This window comes from Aureimonas psammosilenae (assembly GCF_009176975.1).
GTDB classification, from domain to species: Bacteria; Pseudomonadota; Alphaproteobacteria; order Rhizobiales; family Rhizobiaceae; genus Plantimonas; species Plantimonas psammosilenae.
Genome location: NZ_WEZG01000019.1, coordinates 1 through 17,567 on the forward strand (window position 1 = coordinate 1; position 17,567 = coordinate 17,567).

Sequence of the window (17,567 nt, forward strand, 5' to 3'; positions counted from 1 at the left end):
AGCTCGTGGCGGGCGTTCAAAGCGCCGACCTCGTGGAAGGCACGGCGGGGTCCATCGGCGTGGACCGGGCGACGATCGCGTTGACGGCATCGGACGCGGACACGGGCGACGCGTTGTCGTTCGAGGCGGCAGGCTGGACGGCGGACGGCACGGGGCATCTGGTGAAGGCGGGTCTCTACGGCACGGCGAAGCTGGACGTGGCGAGCGGCGTCGTGAGCTACGCGCTCGACAACGCCCTGGCGGCGACCGACGCCTTGGCGGGCGGTCAGCGTGCGGTGGACGGGTTCGAGGTCGGCGTGCGCGACGGATCGGGCGCGCTGGCGACGACGCGCTTCGGCTTCGCCGTTGTTGGAGCGGATGACGGGAAAACCATCACCGGGACGAGCGGCAACGACTACATTTCCCCGACGGGGACGGTGGCCGGACAGGCCAAGGCGACGCCCTTCTCCGATGTGATCTTCGGCCTTGCCGGCAACGACGTGCTGGATGGCGGCGCGGGCGCCGATCGTCTGGTGGGAGGAACCGGCGACGATATCTATTACGTCGACAATGCCGGCGACCTCGTGGTGGAAAATCCCGACGAAGGAAACGACATCGTCATGTCGTCGCTCAGTTGGACCCTTCAGGACCAGATCGAGAAGCTGACGCTGCTCGGCATGGCAGCGATCAACGGCACCGGCAACGCTTTGGCCAACAGGCTGGTCGGCAATGCCGGCGCCAACATTCTGGTCGGCCTTGCCGGCAGCGACACGCTGGACGGCATGGGCGGCGCGGACCGCATGGTGGGCGGCACCGGGGACGATACCTATTATGTCGACGACGCCGGCGATGTCGCGATCGAGGGCGTGAACGAAGGCTACGATACGGTCAATTCGACGATTTCGCTGACCCTTGCCGACAATCTGGAGCGTTTGACGCTGACGGGCACGGCGGCGATCGACGGCACCGGCAACGTCCTGGCCAACAAGCTGGTCGGCAATGCCGGCGCCAACATCCTGATCGGCCTTGCCGGCAACGATACGCTGGACGGCATGGGCGGCGCCGACCGGATGGTGGGCGGTGTCGGGGACGACATCTACTATGTCGACAATGCGGGCGATGCGGTCGTGGAGGCCGCGAACGAGGGAACGGATACGGTCAACGCGTCGATCGCATTCGTTCTCGGCGACGGGGTCGAGAACCTGACGCTGACCGGCACGGCCGCGATCAACGGCAGCGGCAACGGCTCTTCCAACTGGCTGGTGGGCAACAGCGCCGACAACATCCTGAAGGGGTTTGGCGGAAACGATTTCCTGAACGGCGGCGACGGCACCGACCAGCTCATGGGCGGGCAGGGCGACGATACCTACTACGTGGACAATGCCGTCGACACCGTGGTGGAAGCCGTGAACGAGGGCTACGACACCGTGAACGCGTCGGTGACCCTGACGCTTTCCGACAATGTCGAGCGCTTGACGCTGACGGGCACCGCGGCGATCGACGGCACCGGCAATGCCCTCGCCAACAGGCTGGTCGGCAACGGCGCAAGCAACGTGCTGATCGGCCTTGGCGGCAGCGACTTCCTGGATGGCGGGGCCGGCGCGGACCGGCTGGTGGGCGGCATCGGGGACGATACCTACACCGTCGACAACCTCGGCGACACCGTGGTGGAGCTTGCCGGCGAAGGCACCGATACGGTCAACACCTCCGTCACCTGGACGCTTGGCAGCAATGTCGAGAACCTGAGTCTCACCGGGACGGGGGCGATCGACGGCACCGGAAACGCCCTCGCGAACCGCATTTTCGGCAATGCCGCCAACAATATCCTGAACGGCGGAGCCGGCAACGATACGCTGGGCGGGGGAGGCGGCGCGGATGTGTTCGTGTTCAACACCGCGATTTCCGGCGGCCAGAATGTCGATACGCTGACGGACTTCTCCCCGAAGGACGATGTCTTCTGGCTCGACTCGTCGGTGTTCAAGGGTCTCGCTGCCGGCGCGTTGCAAAGCACGGCCTTCGCGATCGGGCCTTCGGCATCCAACGCCGCGCAGACCATCATCTACGATCAAACGAACGGGAAGCTGTTCTACGACGCCGACGGGATCGGCGGCGCCGCGCAGATCCAGTTCGCCAAGATCGATGCGAACCTCGACCTGAACGCGGGAAACTTCTTCATCCTCTGACGCACGCCGGCGTCCGCCGGATTCTTATCGGCCTCAAGACCCTTTCGGGCCGGTGAGAAAGTGTTTCATATCAGGGCGTTCCGATGGGCGGGTCGTTTCGCGTCGAACGATTGGCGCTTGCATCGGGCAGGCGTCGCACCATCTTTGATGCACTGCACCCATGACCTCGCGATGCATCGGCCGCCTTCGTGCCGATGCGCTTTTCCCGAGGGTCGAGGACCCCCGCTTTGCCCGATCATCTCAGCCGCTTCATCGCAGGGCTCACCGCCGGCAGCGACGCCCCGTTCGGCAGTCCCGCGGGACGTTTGCAGCCTCTCGAGGCTTTCGGCACGAATCCCGGAGCGCTCGCCGGCCATTTCTACGTTCCACGGAGCGCTCCCGCGACCATGCCGCTCGTCGTGGTGCTGCATGGCTGCACGCAGTCGGCCGCCGCCTTCGATCGCGGATCGGGCTGGTCGAGGCTCGCCGATCTCGCCGGCTTCGCGGTTCTTTTCCCCGAACAAAGCCGGGAGAATAATCCGAACCTCTGCTTCAACTGGTTCGTGCCCCAGGACATCGCCCGCGACGGCGGCGAAGCGCAGTCCATCCGGCAGATGGTCGAGACGATGCTGCGGCGCATGCCGCTCGATCCGGCGCGCGTCTTCGTGACCGGACTTTCGGCGGGCGGCGCGATGGCCGCAGCGATGCTCGCGACCGCCCCGGATCTCTTTGCCGGCGGCGCGGTGATCGCCGGCCTTCCCTATGCCTGCGCCGCCAATGTTCCCCAGGCGTTTCGCGCCATGAACGGCGAACGCTTGCCCGGCGCATTCGAACTGGTGGAACGGGCGAGAGCCGCCGCCGACCGGCCGGCAAGCGGGCGTTATCCACGGCTGTCGCTTTGGCAAGGGACGATGGACCGGACGGTGGTGCCGGCGAATGCCGAGGCGCTCGCCGCGCAATGGCGAGGGCTCGCCGGCCTTGCCGACGCACCCGACCATGCGACGATCGACGGGCGCCTCGCGCGCAGCGTCTGGCTCGATGGCGAGGGCCGGCAAGCGCTGGAGCTTTGTTTGGTCGAGGGCATGGACCACGGAACGCCCTTGAAGACCATGGGCCCTGACGCTTGCGGGGTCGCCGCGCCGTTCATGCTGGATGTCGGCATATCCTCGACCTGCCACATCTCGCGATTCTTCGGCATTCTCGATCCCTCCGTCGCCGTGGATCTCGGAAGTCGCCCCGGTGCGGCCGAAGAGGAAACCGCTTTCATCCCACCCGGGGCCGGCGCGATGTCGCAACCCGGCGCGGTGATCGAGAACGCGCTTCGCAAGGCAGGCCTTCTGCGCTGACAAGGCCTGGGCTGCCTGTTTGGCCGAGGCGCAGTCTCTTTGCGACGGTGTTCCTCCCTAGCCTTCGCCGGGCGCTGTTGATATCGAAGCAATGCTTCAGGGCGGGAAGTCTGTCGGCTTTTCCGTCTCGCGACGGTGGATTGCGGACGGGGAGTTTACGGTGCGCGTGATCATTCATCGGGATGCGGAGGCCGCGACCCGCGCCGTGTCCGCCTTCTTCGCCGAGCAGCTCGCGGCAAAGCCCGCCTCCGTTCTGGGGCTTGCCACCGGCGGCACGATGGAAGGCGTTTATGCCGAACTGATCGAGCTCTACCGGGCGGGCAAGATGTCCTTCGCCAAAGCGCGCAGCTTCAATCTCGACGAATATCTCGGCCTTCCCGCCGATCATCCGCAGACCTATCGCCATTACATGGACGAGCGCCTGTTCCGGCATGTGGACTTCCCGCCGAACGCGACGCATCTGCCGGACGGCACGAGCGCCGACCCGGAAAAGGCCGCCGAGGACTACGAGGCGCTGATCGCGCGGTACGGACCGATCGACCTCCAGCTTCTCGGGCTCGGCGCCAATGGCCATATCGGCTTCAACGAGCCGTCGAGCTCGCTCGGCTCGCGCACCCGCATCAAGACCCTGACCCATGCCACGATCGAGGCCAACGGGCGCTTCTTCGAGGACGGGGAATGGCAGCCGCATCAGGCGCTGACCATGGGCATCGCCACGATCCTCGACGCGCGAAGCGTTCTCGTTCTGGCCTTCGGGGCCGGGAAGGCCGAAGCGGTGGCGCAAGTTGTGGAAGGGCCGATCTCGGCACGCTGGCCCGGCACGGCCCTCCAGATGCACCGCCACGCGACGCTGGTTCTGGACGAGGCTGCCGCAAGCGATCTCACCATGCGCGATTATTACCAATGGGTGCAGGCGAACGACGGCTGATCGCGCGCCATCGCGCCCGTCCCCCCATCTACGTCGTTTCGCCGAGCGGAACGCAAGGAGCCCCAGACCCTCATGGCCGATCTTCCCGACTGCGCCACTTCCCGCGAAATCGCCTCCCAGCCTCGGATCTGGCGGGAATGGGCCGAGCCGTTGTCTTCCGAGGCGGCGTCGATCCGGCGCTGGATCGCCGAGAACGACATTCGCCGCGTCTGGTTCTCCGGCGCCGGCACATCCGCCTTTATCGGCGAAACGGTGGCGGCGGGCGCACGGGACGGGCTCGACCTTCGCGCGGTGCCGACGACCGATATCGTCGCCGCGCCCGCCGATCATCTGGGTGCCACCGACCTTCTCGTGGTCCAGTTCGGGCGCAGCGGCGACAGTTCGGAAAGCATCGGCACGCTGGATCTCTTGGATCGCTGCTTTGCCGACGCTTTCCAACTCGCCGTCACCTGCAATCCGGGCGGCACGCTTGCCCGCCGCCAGCCGGCGGGACCGGGCGAAGGGCGCGTTCTGCTTCTGCCGGAAGACACGCATGATCGCGGCTTCGCCATGACGTCGAGCTACACGACCATGCTTCTCTCGGCACTGGCCTGCTTCGATGGGAGCGTGGACGCCGCCGAGCGATTGCCGCGCTTGGCGGACGCGGCCGAGACCGTGCTGGCGCGCCTCGTGGCGACGGCCCCCAAGCGTCCCGAGCGCGCGATCTTCCTCGGCTCCGGCGCTCTAAAAGGCGTCGCGCGGGAATCCGCCCTGAAGGTGCTGGAACTGACGGCGGGCCGCACGATGACGCAATGGGACTCGACCCTCGGCTTCCGGCACGGGCCGAAGGCGGCGGTGGCGGAGGGCACCCGCGTTTGCGTGATGATCCACCCGGACGAACATACCGCCCGGTACGACCGCGATGTCGCGGCCGAGATCGCGCGGCAGTTTCCGACCGCGCATGTCGAGACGATCGGCGGGCGGGGATGTGATCTGGAACTGCCGCTGACGGGCGATGCGCGCTGGGACGCCGTGCTTTATGTCCTCGCAGCGCAGGTTCGCGCCGTGCAATGGTCGGCCGAGCTCGGCCTTCCCGTGGACGATCCCTTCGCGGGCCAGGGCAACCTGTCGCGCGTCGTGTCCGGCGTCACGCTTTACCCCTTCGCTGGCTGACGGCGCGTTCAGCGTAGGATGGAGGACGCATGGTCATGACAGCCGATTTCACTGACGGCGTGTCGCGCAACCGCGAAAGGGGACTGCAGCCTTACCTGAAGGTCTCGGCATGACCCGCCTTGTCGCCCCCGAACATCTTTGGCTGGATGGGCGGCTTCAAAGCGGCCTTGCCGTCGAGACCGAGGGCGGGGCGGTGACGCGTCTGCGGCCGCTGGGCGAGAACGAGCGCGCCGATCTGACGCCCTTTCTTTTGATGCCCGCCGCGACCGACCTGCAGGTGAACGGCAGCGGCGGGGTGATGCTGAACGACGCGCCGAGCCCGGAGGCCATCGCCCATATCGTGGAAACGCAGCGCCGACGCGGCACGGGCTGGGTGCTGCCGACGCTGATCACCACCACCGACGCGCAAATGCGCCAGGCGGCGGATGCGGCGATCGAGGCTTGGGGGATGCCGGGTTTTCTCGGCCTTCATCTGGAAGGCCCCCACATGAACCCGTTGCGAAAGGGCACGCACGACGCGCGCCTGTTCCGCCCCGTCGGCGAGGGCACGATGGAGGTGCTTCGCCGCCTCCGGGCGCGCGGCATCCCGGTGATGATGACGCTCGCGCCCGAAATGGTGCAGCGCGAGGCTCTGCGCGAGATCGTGGAGCTCGGCGTGGTCGTCTCGATCGGCCACACGGCGGCGACGGAGGGGCAGGCCCGCGCGGCGCTGGAAGCCGGGGCGCGATGCTTCACCCATCTTTTCAACGCCATGCCGCCGATGCTGTCGCGAGAGCCGGGCGTCGTCGCGGCGGCGATCAACAGCCACGCCCATGTCGGCATCATCGCCGACGGCATTCACGTGTCCTTCGAGATGGTTGCGCTCGCCTGCCGCGCCCGGCCAGCTCGCAACCGCATGTTTCTCGTGTCCGACGCCATGTCCACCATCGGCGGGCCGGACCATTTCACGCTCTACAGCGAGCGGATCGAGGTGCGGGACGGCGCGCTCGTCAATGCCGCCGGCTCGCTCGCGGGCGCTCATATCGACATGGTGGAAAGCCTCCGGAACCTCGTCCACGGTGCCGGCCTGCCCTTGAGCGAGGCCGTCGCCATGGCGACCGACAATCCGCGCGACGCGATGGATCTGCCGAGAGCCGCGATCGCGCCGGGCCTTTCAGGGCGGGAGTTCCTAGGCCTCGACGCCGATCTGAGGATGCTCGCGCTCGATCCGTGACGCCGCGCCGAGAAGGCCGGCATCGGGCCCGCAGGAAGCCGGCACGACGAGCGGTTCGCTCGTTCGGCGCAGGATGCGCGCCCGCACGGCCGTGTCGAGCGCCGCGATCAGCGGATGGCTGTTGGCGAGCCCGCCGCCGACCGGCACGATCGACGCGCCGGTGACGTTGACGATGACGGCGAGCGGGCCGGATACGACGTCGAGCCAGAGCGCCACCGCGCGCGCCGCTTCCGCCTCGCCCTTTTCCCACGCTTCCACGATCGCCCGGCTGTCGCGCCGCTCCCGGTGGAGGTGCTCATGGAGGCGCTCCAGCCCGCGCGCGCTGCCGACCGTATCGAGACAGCCGGTCTGTCCGCAGCCGCAGGCAATGGCCGGAACGTCGCCATGGCCCCGGATCAGCGGCCCGTGCCCCCATTCGCCGCAAACCCCGCCGGCCCCTTCCACGATGCGGCCGCCGACCACGAGGCCGCCGCCGACGCCAGAGCCGAGAATGACGCCGAAGACGTTCCGCTGGCCCGCGCCCACCCCGTGAACGGCTTCGGCGAGCGCGAAGCAGTCGGCATCGTTGGCGACGAGCACCGGCCGCTTAAGTGCGTTCTCGAGATCGGCGGCGAGGTGCCGCCCGTCGATGCACGGGATGTTGGCGACCGTGGCGACGCCGCTTGCGGGATCGAATACGCCGGCGATGGAGATCGACAAGGGCGCGCCGGGCGGCAGTTCTTCGCATAAACTCCCAAGCGCGTCGCGAAAGGCCGGCCAGTCACGGGTGGGCGTCGGAACGCGCGTCTGAACCCCAAGCGTTCCATCCGCCGAGAGCCGCGCGGCGCGGATGAAGGACCCGCCGATATCGGCGGCGAGGCCGATGGCAGCGTCTTCGGCGGCGTGGGGAAGGGTGGATCGGTCGCGGGAATTCATGAGGAAGCGCTTTCAAACGGGCGACAGGCGTTCTAACGAGCCGGAACCGGCATCGGCAATGGGCAGCGTTCGACGGATGAACCTTCAAACCTCCCGCATCGCCCTGGAAATCTGCGTCGACACGCCGGACGGCCTCGCCGCCGCGATCGCGGCCGGGGCGGACCGGGTGGAGCTTTGCTCAGGCCTCGACCTCGGCGGATTGTCGCCATCGCCGGGCCTGATCCGGCTCGCTTCGGCCTCCCCCGTCCCCGTCTACGCCATGATCCGCCCGCGCGCCGGGGACTTCGTGTTCGGCGCGGGCGACAAGGCGGCGATGCTGGCCGAGATTGCGGCTGTCCGCGAAGCAGGGCTCGCCGGGGTGGTTCTCGGCGCTTCGCGGCCCGACCTCTCGCTGGACGAGCCGATGCTGGCCGAACTCCGCGCTGCCGCCCATGGCCTCGGCTCGACGCTCCATCGCGCCTTCGACCTCGTGCCCGACATGCGCGCGGCGCTGGAAGCGGCGGTTCGCCTCGGCTTCGAGCGTATCCTCACCTCCGGCGGGGCTCTCGACGCCCCGAGCGGTGCGGAACGGCTCCAAGAGTTGCAGGGCCAAGCGGCGGGGCGCATCTCGATCATGCCGGGCAGCGGCGTGCGGCCGGACAACGTCGCGGACCTCGTTCGCCGAACGGGCGTGCGCGAGGTCCATGCTTCGGCGCGCCGGAAGGTATCCAGCGATTTGCGGCTTGTCCGGTTCGGCTTCGCGAGCGCGCAAGCGGCGATGACCGATATCGAGACGATCCGCGCCCTGCACGATGCTTTGGCCGCTTGCCACGTGGACAAGCAATCCAATGGCTAACAATTCATCAGCCGTGAAAATGAATTTCTCTTCCTTCGGTTTCCTCGCGAAATAATGTTGACGGGCTTCGTTTCCTGTCCCAACCTTGCGAAAATAAATTACGCGTCGAAGCGGGTTTCGCAGGCATGAAGGTCGGCATCATCGGGTTGGGATACCGGCTCGGCTATCTCGGGCACGTTTTCCGCGCCGTCGACCCGGAAGTGGAGATCGTGGCCTATGTCGATCCGGCCCCGGCTGGACTGCCGAGCCTCGATGAAAAAGGCGTTCCCGCCGGCAAGCGTTATGAAGCGCCGGAAGAGATGATCGCCAACGAGGCGCTCGATCTCCTGATGATCGGCTCGCCCAACCATTTCCATCTCGACCATATCCGCATCGGCCTCGAAGCCGGCCTCAAGGTCTTCTGCGAAAAGCCGGTGGTGATCAGCATTGAGGAAAGCGTGGAACTCGCAAAGCTGATGGCGCGCTTCGGCCACGAGCGGCTGATGATCGGCTTGGTCTTGCGCTATTCGCCGATGTATCGCGACCTTCGCGAGGCGCAAGCGCAAGGCCTTCTCGGCGACATCGTCTCGATCGAGGCGGCGGAGCATATTGCGCCCTACCATGGCGCCTTCTTCATGCGCGATTGGCGGCGCTACGAGCGCTTTGCCGGCTCGTTCATGCTGGAGAAGTGCTGCCACGACCTCGACCTCTACAACGGCGTCGTCGGCGCGCGGCCCGAGCGCGTGGCCAGCTTCGGCGGGCGGAAAAGCTTCGTTCCCGCCAACGACCCGGCGCGCGATGGGGTCAACGATCTCACCCTCTTCCACGAGAAGCCGAGCGGCTGGATGGGCTCCGACAAGGTCTTCGATTCCGACGGCGACATCATCGATTATCAGGTCGCCATCGTGGAATATGCCAACGGCGTCGGCCTGAACTTCCACACCAATCTGAACGTCCCTGACGAATTTCGCCGCTTCTGCGTGATGGGCTCGCGCGGCATGGCGGAAGGCGACTTCATCCGCGGCTATCTCGACGTTCATGTCGGCTTGACCGGCGAGAAGGCGCTCGCCAAGCGCTATACGCGCACCACCGAACTCTCGCAGCATTACGGCGCGGACGAGCAGATGGCCGCCGACGTGATCGCGCATGTGAAGCGGGGCACGCCGCTTCCCGTCTCGACGCTCGACGCGCTGGAAGCCGGCATTCTCGCCTTGTCCATGGACGAGGCGCGGCGTCGGCGCAGCGTCGTCGATCTTCGCCCCGTCTGGGACCGCTTCGACGAAGCGCTCCAGGCCACAGCGGCCTGAAGGAGGCGAGGCGGCGATGTTCGACAAGCGCGGCGCGACGATCTTCGCCTGGGCCCTTCTGCTTCCGGCCCTTCTCTACATCCTGGCGGTGGTCGCCTATCCGCTGGTGCAGACCGGCATCCTGTCCTTCACCGATGCCTCGCTGAAGCGCACCACGGCCTGGGTCGGCACCGCCAACTACGACCGCATCTTCAACGAGACCTTTGCCGGCGTCATCCTGCGCACCTTCATCTGGACCTTCTTCTCGGTTCTCCTGAAAATGGTGATCGGCACCTTCGGCGCGGTGCTTCTCAACGCCGCCGTTCCCGGCCGCGCCCTGTTCCGCCTCCTCACCATGCCGCCCTGGATCGTGCCCATGGCCATCGGCATCTTCATGTGGGGCTGGATGTATAACGGGCAGTTCGGGATGATCTCGGGCGTCCTCCAGAATCTTGGGTTGGCCGACGGCCCGGTCGCCTTCCTCGCCTATGGCAACAGCGCCTTCTGGGCGACGATCGTCACCGATGTCTGGATCGGCGTTCCCCTCGTCACGCTTTATCTTCTGGCCGCCATGCAATCGATCCCGCAGGATCTCTACGAGGCCGCCTGGACGGACGGGGCGAGCCGTTTCTACCGCTTCCGCCGCATCACCCTGCCGCTGATCGTGCCGGCGATGATCACCATGTCGATGATCTCCCTGATCTCGACCTTCAATTCCTTCGACATCATCTGGATCCTGACCAAGGGCGGGCCGTCCGGCTCCACCACCACGATGATCATCGACACCTACCGCACCGCCATCGGCTCCTACAAATACGGCGAAGGGGCCGCACGGGCGGTGCTCATCTGCATCTTCCTGTCGATCTTCTCCTTCCTGTATTTCCGCCTGACGAGCCGCCTGTCGCCGGAGGCCGCGCGATGAAGACGACGCCCTCGATCAACCGCTATCGCTGGTATGAGGTCGCCGCAATCTATGCGGGCCTCGCGGTCTTCCTCGCCTTCCTTCTCGCGCCCTTCGTGGAAGGCTTCCTGGTTTCCTTGAAGCCCTTGTCGCTTCTTTTCTCCTCGCCCTACCGCTTCTGGCCCGACAACGGCTCCTTCGACGCATATCGCTCGATGTGGACCAACGTGCCGATGCTCGGGCGTTACATCTTCAATTCCTTCTTCATCTCCTCCGTGATCACGCTCGCCGCGCTGCTTCTCGTGGTGCCGTCCGCCTATGCGCTGGCGCGCTTCCAGTTCCGGGGCCGGGGAATGCTGCTCGGCGCGTTTTTGTCGGTCTCGATGTTCTCGGGCGCGGTGCTCCTCATTCCGCTCTACCGGCTGATGCGCTCGGCGGGGCTTCTCAACACCTATTTCGCGATGATCGTGCCGGGCGTCGCCTTCGTGATCCCGACCGCGATCTGGCTGCTTCGCGCCTATATGGTCCGCATCCCGCGCGAGCTGGAGGAAGCCGCCTATGCCGACGGGGCGAGCCGCTTCTACACCTTCCGGCGGGTGATCCTGCCGATCGCGCGGCCCGGCATCATCGTGGTGGCGATCAACTGCTTCCTGACGGCCTATGCCCAGCAGTTCATCTACGCCCTGACCTTCAACGCCAAACAAGAGAACATGCCGCTGACGGTCGGCCTCTTCGCCTTCTTCGGCAAGCAGGAAGTGGTGTGGAACGAGCTGATGGCGGCGAGCTTCGTCGGCATCACGCCCGCCGTGATCCTCATCTTCTTCCTTCAGCGATATCTCGTCGCCGGCCTCACCGCCGGTGCCGTGAAGCAGTAACCGAACCCATCCCGTTCCCGATCAAAGGAGACCCGAGACATGAGAACCAGCCTTTCGCTTCTCGCCGGCACCGCCGCGCTTCTGGCCTCCGTGGCCGTGCCCTCGCTGGCGAGCGCCGCCGATATCAGCTTCATCTATTGCGGCGACGCGGTCGACAAGAACCAGAAGTCCTTCATCGACGAGTGGAACAACAAGAACCCCGACAACAAGGTCGCGGTGGAACTCGTCGGCTGGGAGCAGTGCCAGGACAAGGCGACGACGCTCGCCGCCGCCGGCAACCCGGTGGGCCTCGCCTATGTCGGCTCGCGCACGCTGAAGCAGTTTGCCGAGAACGACCTCATCGTGCCCGTGCCGATGACGGATGCCGAGAAGGCCAGCTACCAGCCGCATATCGTCGACACCGTGACCTATGATGACCAGCAATGGGGCGTGCCGGTCGCGTTCTCCACCAAGGCGCTCTACTGGAACAAGGAACTCTTCAAACAGGCTGGGCTCGATCCCGAAACGCCGCCGAAGACCTGGGCCGAGGAGATCGCCTTCGCCAAGCAGATCAAGGAGAAGACCGGGATCGCGGGCTTCGGTCTCGTCGCCAAGACCTTCGACAACACGCTCCACCAGTTCCTCCACTGGGTCTACACCAACGACGGCAAGATCACGGACGCCGACGGCAACATCGCCCTCGACAGCCCGCAGAACCTGGCCGCGCTGACAGCCCTGAAGGACATCACGCCCTTCTCCGAGGAAGGCCCGACCGCCTACGAGCAGAACGAGGTCCGCGCCATCTTCCTCGACGGCAAGCTCGGCATGATCCACAATTCCACGGGTGCCATTCCGCGCCTGGAAGGCACCAAGCTCCAGTGGGGCGTCGCCAACCTGCCGCTCGGCCCCGACGCCAAGGGCCCCGGCACGCTTCTTATCACCGACAGCCTCGCGATCTTCAAGGGCACCGGCGTCGAGGACAAGGCGGTGGAATTCGCCAAGTTCCTGACCGCGCCCGAGCGCCAGGAGAAGTACGAACTGGAAGGCACCGACGGTCTCGTGCCGCTGCGCCCGTCCGCCGGCGTCGACAAGTATGTCGCCGATCACCCGGCCTGGAAGCCCTTCATCGAGGGCATCAAGTTCGGCGGTCCGGAGCCCCTTTTCACCGACTACAAGGGCTTCCAGAACGTCATGATCGAGATGGTCCAGTCGGTGGTCACCGGCAAGGCACAGCCGGAAGAGGCCTTGAAGAAGGCCGCCGCCGACATCGACCAGTACAAGTAATCTTGTCATCCAAGCGTCGCGGGCCATGCTGGCCCGCGGCGTCTTCCTTCATTCGCCAAGCGGGAGAACAAGCGTCTTGGGTCAGCTCAGCCTTGCCAAGGTCCGCAAATCCTACGATGCGCTGGAGATCATCAAGGGCGTCGATCTCGACATCCGCGACGGCGAGTTCGTGGTCTTCGTCGGCCCGTCCGGCTGCGGCAAGTCCACGCTTCTTCGCATGATCGCGGGGCTGGAGGACATCTCGGCCGGCGACATCGCGATCGACGGCAAAAGGGTCAACGACCTGCCGCCCGTGCGGCGCGGCATCGCGATGGTGTTCCAGTCCTACGCGCTCTACCCGCATATGACCGTCTTCGAGAACATCGCCTTTCCGCTGCGCGTCGAGGGGATGAAACAGGACGAGCTGAACCGGCGCGTCGAGAACGCCGCGCGCATTCTTCACCTCGATCAGCGTCTCCAGCAGAAGCCGGGAATGCTGTCGGGCGGCCAACGCCAGCGCGTTGCCATCGGCCGCGCCATCGTGCGCGAGCCGAAAATCTTCCTGTTCGACGAGCCATTGTCCAATCTCGACGCCGCGCTGCGCGCCGACATGCGGATCGAGCTTGCCAAGCTGCACCGCCAGTTGAAGGCCACCATGATCTACGTCACCCACGATCAGGTGGAGGCGATGACCATGGCCGACCGCATCGTGGTTCTGAACGCCGGCACGATCTCCCAGGTCGGAGCGCCGCTGGAACTCTACCACAAGCCCGCCAACACCTTCGTCGCCGGCTTCATCGGTAATCCGCGCATGAACATGCTGCCCGTCACCGGCGTCGCGGCGAGCGAGGCGGGCGTCGAGGTGGACTACAAGGGCATCAAGGCGGTGATCCCCGTCGCGCCGCGCGGCGACGTAGTCGGCAAACGGCTGACGCTCGGCATCCGGCCCGAACATATCCACATGGAGGAAGGCGAGATCCGCCTTCCCATCGTGCCGACCGTGATCGAGCGGCTTGGCGCGCAGACGGTCGCCTATGCCGCGCTCAGTGGCGAGGACGAGAACTTCTGCGCCCTTCTGCCCGGCACGGCGGCGGTGCGGCCCGATGAGACCATCACGGCCGGCATCCGCACGGTGGACTGCCATCTCTTCGGCGAGGACGGCGCCGCCTTCGAGCGGCGCGTCGACTTGAGCGATGTCGATCTCGCGATCCTGAAGGCCGCGTCGGCGGCCTGAAGCCTTACCCCATCGGGTTCGGCAGGTAGCCGGTGAAGCCCGTGATCTTCCAGCGCCCTTCGTGGAGGCGGCAGTGGTAGAGGGTCTGCCAAAGCATGCGATCCACCGAGCCGTCGGTCTTCCGCAAGGACCCGTCGAACTTCTTGCGCACGAGCGCCGCCGTGCCGGCGATCTCGATGTCCTCCAGCGTGGTGGCGCTGAAGATCGCCGCGCGCGGGTCCTCCGCATAGGAGCCTTCGGCGAAATCGCGCGCCTGCCGCAGCCACTCGTCGCGATAGGCGTCGAGGGTCGGGAAGGCGAGGCGCCATCCGTCGGGATCGGAACTGCGCCGCCCGTCGATCCCGAGAAATCCCTCAGCCACGAAGTCGTCCTCCACCAGGCTCCAGTCGGCGAGGAGGAACGCCGCGATATCGCGCTCCACCAGCATGGTCCAGATGGCGCGGCGCGCCTCGTCGGCCGCATCGAACGGGTTGCGGAACGGGTTTCGGTTCGGCTCAACCATCGAAATTCTTTTCACCATCCATGCCTGAGAGCCGGAAGTTCCGCCTCGCACCGGCTTCTGTCAACGATCGGCGAAAATAATTTGCAAGGCCGGGGCCTCCGTGAAATCCTGACACCCGGTGAACGAAAACCGTGGGAGGGGCGCGGCATGAATCGGCAGGGCATCCGCTCTCTCGGTGTGACGGTGCCCTGATGGACATCTTCTCCACCCTTCAGGACGAGCGGCCCCGTTTGTCGCCCTCCGAAGGGCGGATCGCCGACATCCTTCTGGCGGACCTCGAATTTGCCGTGAACGCCTCGATCATCGAGCTGGCCAGCCGCGCCGCCGTTTCCCCGCCGACCGTCACCCGATTCTGCCATCGGCTCGGCTGCGACGGCTTTTCCGACTTCAAGGTGAAACTCGCCCGCGCCTCCCATGTCGGCATGCGCTACCTGAAGCCGGAGCCCGAAAGCACCGCCGGGGCGGATGTGGCCAAAGACGTCGTGGGGAAGGCGCAGAACGCGCTGTTTCTTCTCCACCGCGCGCTTGATCCCGACATGCTGGAGCGCGCAACGGACGCGATCGCGGCGGCGGAAATGGTGCATGCCTTCGGCTCGGGCGGCAATTCATCGCTGATCGCGGCGGAAGCGCAGAACCGCCTGTTTCGCCTCGGCTTGCGCGTTTCGCCTTGCAGCGACCACGCGATGCAACTGATGCTCGCGTCGGCGGCGCGAAGCGGCGATCTCGTGCTGGCTTCCTCCTTTTCCGGGCGCAACGCGGAACTCGCGCGCGTTCTCCAAGTGGCGCGCGGGAACAAGGTCGCTACCTTGGCGCTCGCGCCGCCCGGCAGCCCGGTGGCCGAGGCCGCCGAGATGGCGGTCGGCGTCGATCTGCCGGAGGACCCCAACATCTTCCGACCGACATCGACGCGCTTCGCCTATCTCGCCCTTCTCGACATCCTCGCCAGCCTCGTCGCCTATCGGCTGCGTCCGCAGGCGTCCCAGACGCTGAGACGCATCAAGCAGCAACTCGTGACCCATCGCGATGGGGACGATCGCCAAATGCTGGGCGACTGAATCTTCCCGAGAAAAACAGCCAGGAATCGCCACCATCATGCAACGCGCCGAGTTTCGCCTCCAAAGCGCCTTCGAACCGCAGACAGGCGGCAGCGGAAGGTTTCTCTTCTCCCTCCATAATCTCGGCCGGGAGGTGATCCGCGACTTCACCCTGGTCTACACGGCGCTGACGCGCGTCGTGGACAAGACGAAGTCCGAGAACGCGACCCTCGTGCGGCGCGACGCGAACTATCATGAATTCGCGCCCCCCGCCGGCTTTCAGCTCGCGCCCGGCGAAGTCTGGCGCTTCGCGGTCGGCGGCCTTCACCGTCCCGCGCGCCATTGCACCGATGGGCCGCGCTCGGCCTATCTGACCTTCGGCAAGAACAATCATGCCAAAGTCGCGATCTCGGAAATGGCGCTCGTCGGGGCGGTCAGCGAGCCGCCGCCGGTGCTGCTGCCGGAAGGCGATCCCGGCGATCAGCCCTTCGCGCTCCAGCCCTGGCCGGCGGTGATCGAGGCGAAGCCCGGCGAGGCGCTGCCCGTCACGCTCCATCCCGCCGACGGCTCAGACCTCGACGACATCCGCGCCGTGGACGAGGTGCTGGTGTTGTTTCAGCGGCTGTTCTTTCCCGCCCACGCGCCCTTCTCGCTGACGCCCGATCCACAAGGCCGGCCCGTCCGCTTCGAGAAACGCGAAACCCTCGGAAAGGAGGCCTACCACCTGTCCTTCTCGGGCAGTGAGATCGCCTTGGCCTATGGCGACGAGGCGGGGCGGCGATACGGCCTCATCTCTCTTGCGCAGATGCTGCACGGCGCGAAGGAGCGGCCGGACCTTTTCCGCTTCCCGGGCTCGGGCCGGGTGGAGGACCGCCCGCGCTATGGCTGGCGCGGCTGCCATCTCGACGTGTCGCGCCAGTTCTACCCGGTCGCGGACGTCACCCGCCTTCTCGACATCATGGCTTGGCTGAAGCTCAACATCTTCCACTGGCACCTCACCGACGACGAGGCGTGGCGGCTGGAGATCAAGGCCTATCCGGCGCTGACCGCAACGGGCGCGCTTCGCGGACCGGACGAGCCGCTGCGCCCGCAGCTCGGCAACGAGGTGGAGCCCGTCGGCGGCTTCTATTCACAGGACGACGCCCGCCATGTGGTGGCCCATGCGGCCGCGCTCGGCATCGAGATCGTGCCGGAGATCGAGATCCCCGGCCACAACGCCGCGACGCTCGTCGCCTTGCCCGAACTCACCGACGGGCAGGAAGCCCCCGAAAGCTACCATTCGGTGCAGGGCTTTGCGAACAACGCGCTGAACCCGGCGATTCCGCTGACCTACGAGTTCCTGGAAACCGTCCTGGACGAGGTCGTCGCGATCTTTCCCGGCTCTTACGTCCATGTCGGCGGCGACGAGGTGGCGCACGATGCCTGGATGCGCTCGCCTCTCGCCCGAAAGCTGATGGAAGAGGAGGGACTGCCCGGCACGTTCGAACTGCAATCCTTCCTTCTGTCCAAGGTCAAGGACACGCTGAGCGCGCGAGGCCGCAAGCTTACCGGCTGGAACGAGGTCGCCCATGGCGGCGGCGTTGCGCCGGAAGGCACGATGCTGATGGCCTGGGAAAAGCCGGAAGTCGGCATCGAGCTGGCGCGCGCCGGCTACGAGGTCGTCATGACGCCGGGCCAAGCCTATTATCTCGACATGGTGCAGGGCGAGGAATGGCAGGAGCCCGGCGCGAGCTGGGCCGGCACGGTGCCGCCCGCCCATACCTATGCGTATGAAGCGGCGGGCGAATTTCCCGAGGAGCTGAAGCACCTCCTGAAGGGCGTCCAGGCCTGTATCTGGTCGGAGTACTTCCTGTCGCGATCCTACTTCAACCGCCTGGTCTTTCCGCGCCTGCCGGCCGTCGCGGAAGCCGCCTGGACGCTCCCTGAGAACAAGAACTGGGAGCGCTTCGCGGCGATCGTCCCCTTGGCGCCGAAGCTGTGAGAA

General features: G+C 66.2%; 15 protein-coding genes. 13 read left to right on the top strand and 2 right to left on the bottom strand.

Annotated elements, in window-relative coordinates; all coding sequences use genetic code 11:
* From F9929_RS22140 to F9929_RS22160, 5 genes are all read left to right on the top strand, one after another.
* The coding region (locus tag F9929_RS22140) for a VCBS domain-containing protein (RefSeq protein WP_210251379.1) at positions 1-2,162 on the top strand (2,162 nt) is incomplete at its 5' end.
* Between the two features lie 194 nt (positions 2,163-2,356).
* A complete protein-coding gene (locus F9929_RS22145; protein WP_407922269.1) occupies positions 2,357-3,487 on the top strand; it encodes an extracellular catalytic domain type 1 short-chain-length polyhydroxyalkanoate depolymerase in 1,131 nt (376 codons plus the stop codon).
* Positions 3,488-3,647: 160 nt separating this feature from the next.
* The gene (gene nagB, locus F9929_RS22150) at positions 3,648-4,415 is read left to right on the top strand and encodes a glucosamine-6-phosphate deaminase (RefSeq protein ID WP_152048735.1); all 768 of its coding nucleotides are present in this window, start codon (positions 3,648-3,650) and stop codon (positions 4,413-4,415) included.
* Positions 4,416-4,487: 72 nt separating this feature from the next.
* A complete protein-coding gene (locus F9929_RS22155) occupies positions 4,488-5,567 on the top strand; it encodes an SIS domain-containing protein (RefSeq protein ID WP_152048736.1) in 1,080 nt (359 codons plus the stop codon).
* A 109-nt stretch (positions 5,568-5,676) separates the two neighbouring features.
* Positions 5,677-6,780 (top strand): N-acetylglucosamine-6-phosphate deacetylase, encoded by a 1,104-nt coding sequence (locus F9929_RS22160; RefSeq protein WP_152048737.1) that lies wholly within the window; start codon positions 5,677-5,679, stop codon positions 6,778-6,780.
* Here the strand turns inward: F9929_RS22160 and F9929_RS22165 are convergent.
* A complete protein-coding gene (locus tag F9929_RS22165; RefSeq protein WP_152048766.1) occupies positions 6,736-7,644 on the bottom strand; it encodes an ROK family protein in 909 nt (302 codons plus the stop codon). The two genes, F9929_RS22160 and F9929_RS22165, sit on opposite strands and share 45 nt — an antisense overlap.
* A gap of 127 nt (positions 7,645-7,771) precedes the next feature.
* Here F9929_RS22165 and F9929_RS22170 point away from each other — a divergent pair, with 127 nt between their 5' ends.
* From F9929_RS22170 to F9929_RS22195, 6 genes are all read left to right on the top strand, one after another.
* Positions 7,772-8,530 (top strand): copper homeostasis protein CutC, encoded by a 759-nt coding sequence (locus tag F9929_RS22170; protein WP_152048738.1) that lies wholly within the window; start codon positions 7,772-7,774, stop codon positions 8,528-8,530.
* A gap of 125 nt (positions 8,531-8,655) precedes the next feature.
* Entirely contained in the window at positions 8,656-9,816 is a 1,161-nt protein-coding gene (locus F9929_RS22175; RefSeq protein WP_152048739.1) for a Gfo/Idh/MocA family protein, read from the top strand.
* Positions 9,817-9,832: 16 nt separating this feature from the next.
* On the top strand, positions 9,833-10,717 hold the full coding sequence (locus F9929_RS22180) for a carbohydrate ABC transporter permease (RefSeq protein WP_152048740.1): 885 nt from the start codon (positions 9,833-9,835) through the stop codon (positions 10,715-10,717).
* The gene (locus tag F9929_RS22185) at positions 10,714-11,571 is read left to right on the top strand and encodes a carbohydrate ABC transporter permease (RefSeq protein WP_152048741.1); all 858 of its coding nucleotides are present in this window, start codon (positions 10,714-10,716) and stop codon (positions 11,569-11,571) included. Before F9929_RS22180 ends, F9929_RS22185 begins: the two co-directional genes overlap by 4 nt.
* A gap of 39 nt (positions 11,572-11,610) precedes the next feature.
* Positions 11,611-12,834 carry an extracellular solute-binding protein gene (locus F9929_RS22190; RefSeq protein ID WP_152048742.1) on the top strand — a complete coding sequence of 408 codons (1,224 nt, stop codon included), beginning with the start codon at positions 11,611-11,613 and terminating at the stop codon, positions 12,832-12,834.
* 76 nt (positions 12,835-12,910) lie between these two features.
* Positions 12,911-14,047 carry an ABC transporter ATP-binding protein gene (locus F9929_RS22195; protein ID WP_193227873.1) on the top strand — a complete coding sequence of 379 codons (1,137 nt, stop codon included), beginning with the start codon at positions 12,911-12,913 and terminating at the stop codon, positions 14,045-14,047.
* A gap of 4 nt (positions 14,048-14,051) precedes the next feature.
* On the opposite strand, the gene F9929_RS22200 is transcribed toward F9929_RS22195, so the two are convergent.
* Positions 14,052-14,549 carry a hypothetical protein gene (locus F9929_RS22200; protein ID WP_152048744.1) on the bottom strand — a complete coding sequence of 166 codons (498 nt, stop codon included), beginning with the start codon at positions 14,547-14,549 and terminating at the stop codon, positions 14,052-14,054.
* A gap of 191 nt (positions 14,550-14,740) precedes the next feature.
* Between F9929_RS22200 and F9929_RS22205 the strand changes: the two genes are divergently transcribed.
* Positions 14,741-15,604, top strand: coding sequence for a MurR/RpiR family transcriptional regulator (locus F9929_RS22205; RefSeq protein ID WP_152048745.1), 864 nt, complete (start codon positions 14,741-14,743; stop codon positions 15,602-15,604).
* A 37-nt stretch (positions 15,605-15,641) separates the two neighbouring features.
* Positions 15,642-17,564 carry a beta-N-acetylhexosaminidase gene (locus F9929_RS22210; RefSeq protein ID WP_152048746.1) on the top strand — a complete coding sequence of 641 codons (1,923 nt, stop codon included), beginning with the start codon at positions 15,642-15,644 and terminating at the stop codon, positions 17,562-17,564.
* Positions 17,565-17,567: the final 3 nt, after the last annotated feature.

Bases quoted from the DNA above. Each gene is read 5' to 3' on its own strand.
- F9929_RS22145 (WP_407922269.1), top strand. From the start codon at position 2,357: ATGCGCTTTTCCCGAGGGTCGAGGACCCCCGCTTTGCCCGATCATCTC.
- F9929_RS22155 (WP_152048736.1), top strand. From the start codon at position 4,488: ATGGCCGATCTTCCCGACTGCGCCACTTCCCGCGAAATCGCCTCCCAG.
- F9929_RS22160 (WP_152048737.1), top strand. From the start codon at position 5,677: ATGACCCGCCTTGTCGCCCCCGAACATCTTTGGCTGGATGGGCGGCTT.
- F9929_RS22170 (WP_152048738.1), top strand. From the start codon at position 7,772: ATGAACCTTCAAACCTCCCGCATCGCCCTGGAAATCTGCGTCGACACG.
- F9929_RS22175 (WP_152048739.1), top strand. From the start codon at position 8,656: ATGAAGGTCGGCATCATCGGGTTGGGATACCGGCTCGGCTATCTCGGG.
- F9929_RS22180 (WP_152048740.1), top strand. From the start codon at position 9,833: ATGTTCGACAAGCGCGGCGCGACGATCTTCGCCTGGGCCCTTCTGCTT.
- F9929_RS22185 (WP_152048741.1), top strand. From the start codon at position 10,714: ATGAAGACGACGCCCTCGATCAACCGCTATCGCTGGTATGAGGTCGCC.
- F9929_RS22190 (WP_152048742.1), top strand. From the start codon at position 11,611: ATGAGAACCAGCCTTTCGCTTCTCGCCGGCACCGCCGCGCTTCTGGCC.
- F9929_RS22200 (WP_152048744.1), bottom strand. From the start codon at position 14,549: ATGGTTGAGCCGAACCGAAACCCGTTCCGCAACCCGTTCGATGCGGCC.
- F9929_RS22205 (WP_152048745.1), top strand. From the start codon at position 14,741: ATGGACATCTTCTCCACCCTTCAGGACGAGCGGCCCCGTTTGTCGCCC.
- F9929_RS22210 (WP_152048746.1), top strand. From the start codon at position 15,642: ATGCAACGCGCCGAGTTTCGCCTCCAAAGCGCCTTCGAACCGCAGACA.